General features: G+C 37.6%; 7 protein-coding genes. 4 read left to right on the top strand and 3 right to left on the bottom strand.

The genetic code is table 11. From position 1 onward, the window contains the following. Window positions 1-38: 38 nt before the first annotated feature. The 3 genes from AAV96_RS00645 to AAV96_RS00635 all read right to left on the bottom strand — a co-directional run bounded on the left by AAV96_RS00645 (window position 39) and on the right by AAV96_RS00635 (window position 3,116). Window positions 39-1,262 (bottom strand): MFS transporter, encoded by a 1,224-nt coding sequence (locus AAV96_RS00645; protein WP_046737917.1) that lies wholly within the window; start codon window positions 1,260-1,262, stop codon window positions 39-41. 78 nt (window positions 1,263-1,340) lie between these two features. Next, window positions 1,341-2,594, bottom strand: coding sequence for an esterase-like activity of phytase family protein (locus AAV96_RS00640; RefSeq protein ID WP_046737916.1), 1,254 nt, complete (start codon window positions 2,592-2,594; stop codon window positions 1,341-1,343). Window positions 2,595-2,711: 117 nt separating this feature from the next. Then, entirely contained in the window at window positions 2,712-3,116 is a 405-nt protein-coding gene (locus AAV96_RS00635) for a helix-turn-helix domain-containing protein (protein ID WP_005218810.1), read from the bottom strand. Window positions 3,117-3,197: 81 nt separating this feature from the next. Here AAV96_RS00635 and AAV96_RS00630 point away from each other — a divergent pair, with 81 nt between their 5' ends. From AAV96_RS00630 to AAV96_RS00615, 4 genes are all read left to right on the top strand, one after another. Beyond that, window positions 3,198-3,695: a DUF2938 domain-containing protein gene (locus AAV96_RS00630; protein ID WP_046737915.1), complete on the top strand. Its 498-nt coding sequence runs from the start codon at window positions 3,198-3,200 to the stop codon at window positions 3,693-3,695. Between the two features lie 3 nt (window positions 3,696-3,698). After that, window positions 3,699-4,262 (top strand): flavodoxin family protein, encoded by a 564-nt coding sequence (locus AAV96_RS00625; RefSeq protein WP_046737914.1) that lies wholly within the window; start codon window positions 3,699-3,701, stop codon window positions 4,260-4,262. Window positions 4,263-4,266: 4 nt separating this feature from the next. Beyond that, entirely contained in the window at window positions 4,267-4,497 is a 231-nt protein-coding gene (locus tag AAV96_RS00620) for a DUF2798 domain-containing protein (RefSeq protein WP_004659510.1), read from the top strand. A gap of 188 nt (window positions 4,498-4,685) precedes the next feature. Next, entirely contained in the window at window positions 4,686-5,249 is a 564-nt protein-coding gene (locus AAV96_RS00615) for a lytic transglycosylase domain-containing protein (protein WP_046737913.1), read from the top strand. Window positions 5,250-5,448 lie beyond the last annotated feature (199 nt).

The raw sequence follows: 5,448 nt of genomic DNA, 5'->3' as shown, positions 1-5,448 counted from the left end.
TTATTTAAATTACTAAATTTTCAGGACTTTTATCAAGTTTATGCGACTTTAATTGTCGTTTTATTTTCATTCTTCATTAAGTGTATCGCGAGTGCCAGACCAATGACTAAGACCACAGTGACACTCAAATTAATTCCAATCCATCCAAAATGCTCCCAGACCAAACCACCACTACTCCCAAGCAAACTTGAGCCCATGTAATAGCAAAAGAGATAAAGTGAAGAAGCAACTGCTCGATATTGTACCGCTTGAACGGATACCCAACTACTGGCTGTCGAATGTGCCGCAAAAAATGAAAAGGTAAAAATGGTAAGACCCAACAAAATTGCCCATATTGATGAGATAAGTGTAATAAATAAACCTATAATCATACTCAACAATAAAACAGGTAATACTTTAGCGCGTCCATACTGAAAGCCCCATCGTGCGGCTTTAGGTGAACTATAAATCCCTGCCAAATAAGCAATCGAAATCAAACCAATCCAAGTTTGCGATAAATGAAATGGTGCTTCTAATAAGTGATAACTGATATAGTTAAAAACTGTGACTAGACAGCCCATTAAAATAAAGCCTTGAGCAAATAAAATTCGTAGTTTCGAGTCTTTTAGATTTTGCTCAAACGCTGCTTTAAAACGTGAAAATCGGAATGGAAATGGCTTGAAATGCTCTGATTTGGGCAACAATAAATAAAATAGACAAGCAATAATAAAATTTAGAAAACCAATGATATAGGTTGCAGATTGCCAAGAAATGAAGTCAACCAATACCCCTGCAATTAAACGTCCTCCCATGCCGCCAATCGCTGTGCCAGAGATATATAATCCCATCGCAAAACCGATATCTTTCTGCGCAATTTCTTCACCGATATAAGTCATTGCAACGGCTGCGACCCCACTCACGGCTAAACCAATGAGAATACGGGTGCTGAGAAAAATCTCCCAAATTGGAAAAGAAGCACTAATCAATAAGAGAATCGAAACGAGGAATAAGGCACAAACCATGATCGGTTTACGTCCAAAACGATCAGAAATAAAACCTGTGAATAACAGACCAATTGCTAAGGCGACGGTAGAAAAGGATAAAGGAAAACTACTATGCGTCGGTGTAACCTGAAAGAATTTTGCAAAAATTGGCATCATTGGTTGTACACAGTACAAAGACGAAAAGGATGCAAAACCAGCAAAAAATAAAGACCATAAAATCGCAGTAAACGATTTTGAACCATATTCGATATGGGTTGGACGTGTAACTGATTCAGACATGAGGACTCCTTATGCCTGAACAGTATACGCTTTCAGCCAAAATGCGGAATGATCATTTCGGCTAATTTTACCCGACGTTTAAAATAATGCTTTTGGTAAACGGATTTGAATAATTTCATTATCATCAGCTTGTTTCGCATTGCGCCCTGATGATCCTGGGAAGTTATTGTCATTCAATACAGTCAACGTTGTACCATTTTCAATAATCACATCTTCAATGGTTTCAAATGGGAAAGCAAATACAGAACCTGTGCCAATATCTCCTTCTCGTACTGTACCAAAAAGAGCATTCGGATTAGATATTTTGATTAAATCGACGAGATCTTCACGTGCAACCGCTTGTTTCGGTTCGTTAAATTTTACACGAATCAGCTTCTTATAACCGCCTAAATTATTTTGACTTGCATCACGTTCAATGATGATACCTTCTTTGTCATTAAATAATTGGAAATCACCAATGTTGGTGGCTTTACTGTTCAAAGCAAACCAATAGTATTGTCCAGTATATGCTTTTTTCTGTAGATCAAATTGAGAGATTAAAAGTTGTCCTGTAGCGTCATTCACCAAGGGTTTTTCAAGCAATGGATATAAATATTTACCATCAGGTGAAATCGCCATACCTTCAAAACCACCACTTCGTTGGACTAAAGGTTCAACATAGTTAATATTGGCTTTATTGAACTGGTTTTGTGGTGAACGCAATTCTTGCGTTGAATTAAATGGATTTGGTAGTGGAATAGGTGCATCTAACAATATTCCCAGTGCAGAAAAATGTAACAGATAAGGACCAAATTCATCCCCAATCCAATACGTCCCATCTGCCGCACGTTGCATCGATTCAGGATCAAAATCCGCTCCCGTCAATAAGCGGTCTGCGGTATTTCCATTCACGATCTCAAAAGAAATACGTTTATTAGGATCACGTAACTGAATAAAGCTTTGTACAGTAACCTGCCCTGTGTCCTTGGTTTTGGTTCTAAAGTCAGCTTTTATCTTATAAATGCGTAATAAGAAATCAGCGGAATTGTCTTGTGTACCAAAGCCATTATCTGCCATCGCCATGTAACTATCATCATCATTTTTTAAAGCAGCAGAAAAGCCCTGCACAGGTTGCCCTTTAAATGGAGGATAAATACCATTCGCACCACTCACTGCTTTACCAGAATCAGGTCCTGCCGCATAGGTTGCTACAGGAAGTTTGGCAAAAGCGATAAGCGTTGGTTCAGTAACTTTATCTGTAGAAGTCGTTTGATCTTGATGATTATCATCATTACAGGCACTTAAACCCAAAGCACTACAACACAAAAGCATCACTAAAATTTTCTTGTTCATAATTTTATACGTTTGGTAAAATTAGAAAAAATTTAACCAAGCTTTGATGACGTTTTGACTGCAATAAAATGAAATCTTTATGGCGAAACGATGACATTTCCTTAGAGTGTGTCCTCCCTATAACTTAGTGGGTTGATATTCGCCTGAAATCGCTGCTTTTAAAAAATTTTGAAAAGTTGGACACTGCATATGATTCTCTGCAGGGCATACTGCAGCATGCTTTAGTCCCTCACTAATAAAATGTAAACGTCTTGTCATTTGTTCCAATTGCTCCGCTTTGTCTTTCAACATTTTCCGATCAAGTTCAGGTTTCCCATCTTGTCCAAACATGCTTGCAATCTCATCCAGAGAAAAACCAGCTGCTCGACCTAATGCAATTAAAGCCAATTGATCTAATACCTGCTTTCCATACTGTCGCCGCAAACCATGTCGTCCTATCGATTTGATCAATCCTTTCTCTTCATAAAAGCGCAATGCAGATGTTGTGACATGTGCTCTTTTTGAAACTTCACCAATATCCATAAATACCTCTTGACTTAAAGTTGACTTGAACTTGCACAATAAATTTATCAACTTTTATTTGGAAAAGATCAAGGTGGTGAAATGAATATTTTTAAAATATTGCTCTACATTTTGAGTCTCGGAATTGGTGCAACACTGATCATGGATCTTTGGTTATTGATATTAAAAAAATTCAATATCCCAAGCTTAAATTTTGCCTTACTCGGTCGATGGGTCGGATGGATTTTTCGTGGAAAAATTCAACACAAATCAATTGCTCATAGTCCTGAAATTCGACATGAAGCTCTACTCGGTTGGGTTGCACACTACAGTGTTGGAATTATTTTTGCTTTCAGCTTTATTTTGATCGTTGGACAAAACTGGCTCTCACAACCGCAATTATTACCTGCACTCTTATTTGGTGTCATTACGGTTTTGATTCCTTTCTTGATTATGCAACCCGCAATGGGTTCTGGTATGGCTGCATCTAAAACACCACACCCTTTTATCAATCGTATTAAGAGTCTGATTAATCACAGTATCTTCGGATTTGGATTATTTCTCTCCGCTAAATTATTAAATTTTTTAATTGAGAACTAAATCATGAAAACGATCGCAATTATTTATCATAGCCGTCAGGGACATACGCAATTTATCGCCGAACAAATCAAAATCGGCGCTGCACAAATCAAGGGTATAGAAATCGATTTACTTACTGCTGAATCATTGATGTCTAAACCAGAGCTTCTCATACAATATGATGGACTCATTTGGGGGAGCCCGAGATATTTAGGTGGCGTTTCAGGCACATTAAAACAATTAATGGATATGACAGGAGGTTTATGCAAAAAACAGAGTCTTAAAGGCAAACTAGCAGCAGGATTCACTGTTTCATCACTCCCTGCAGGCGATAAACAGTCAACGTTGATTTCACTTTTTACTTTTTGTATGCAACACGGAATGTTATGGATGGGTAATCCGATTTTACCTGAACAGCATCAAGGAATTGCTTACACCGAAGCTGCAAATCGTCTAGGATCTTGGTCTGGACTTATGGTACAAGCAGAGCATGCTAGCGCAGCAAATGCTTTTGATTTCGGTGATATTAAAACCGCTCGGTTATTCGGGCAAAACTTTGCTTTGCAGTTAAATACAATTCAGAGGTGATCCAGTGAAAGCAGCCACATTACTATTTCCACTTATTTTGTCTTGTATGATGTCATTCATCATCTCAGGCATCACGACCTTTAAAGCAGTGGGATTGGTCAATCATTTCTTTTCGATGTGGATGTCAGCATGGATCATCGCATGGATGTTTGCCTTTCCTAGTGTATTAATCTGTGCACCTATTGCCCAAAAACTGGTTGCTTGGATTATTAAAACTGCAAAATTAAGGCACTAATCTATAACGAGTTGATGAATCTAATCAAATAGACAAGCTTTGACCTAATGTTGAAGCTTGCTCTAAAGGATTGAGTCAAGTCTGAGATATAAAAAGCAAACCTTTTTGCCAACTAAGCATTATTGATCTAAAACAACCTGTTTTCTATTATCCGCTAGTTTTTATATGCTGGATCACCTTTCTGCTCAATGATGACTCAAAAAAATTTTCATTTTTCTTTATCTAAAACCACCTTCATTAACTTGTGTATTATTCTATTTAGCAGCTGTATAACTGCGGCTTGTACAAATACAAATGTAGCCACCATCAATCACACTCAGCAATTTTCAAAAGGCATTCAAAACGCTTTTTCAGTTCACCCGACAACTGCAAATCGTGTTGCTCCAATGATTTTACAAAGTGCTGAATCTTATAATATTTCTCCACATTTACTTGCCGCATTAATTCGACAAGAATCAAGCTATATTACAAATGCAACATCTTCAGCCGACGCTGTTGGCTTGACCCAAGTTCGTCCCAAGTTTTGGCAACAAACTTGTTTAGGCAATCTTTATGATGAACAAATTAATATTAATTGTGGAGCTTACATTCTCGCCAAATACTATCAAGCAACTGGAGATTGGATGACGGCATTAGGCTACTATAATGTTGGCCCTACAGGTTACAAAAACAGTGTTTATATGAGGAATCAAGCACATCGATATGCAAATTCAGTAAAACGCCATGAAAAAACATTAAAGGAAGCACTATAGTTGCATCATGTACGTTTAAACGTACACGAGTTGGGGTAATTAGCGAATATACGACTAAAGTTTAATTATCTATGATATGAATCATAAAGAGATAGCATGTCTCATTCAGAACAACAAGAAACACAGGATGTGGTCGTTGACAGGAGTTAACGGCAAGAAACCAAATATGAAAAAGCCTCGACAGGATGTCGGGGCTTTT

Origin of the sequence: Acinetobacter sp. AG1, assembly GCF_001005525.1 — a bacterium.
GTDB classification, from domain to species: Bacteria; Pseudomonadota; Gammaproteobacteria; order Pseudomonadales; family Moraxellaceae; genus Acinetobacter; species Acinetobacter modestus.
The sequence above is the reverse complement of the archived record's forward strand: the minus strand, read 5'-3'. Positions and strand labels throughout refer to the sequence as shown.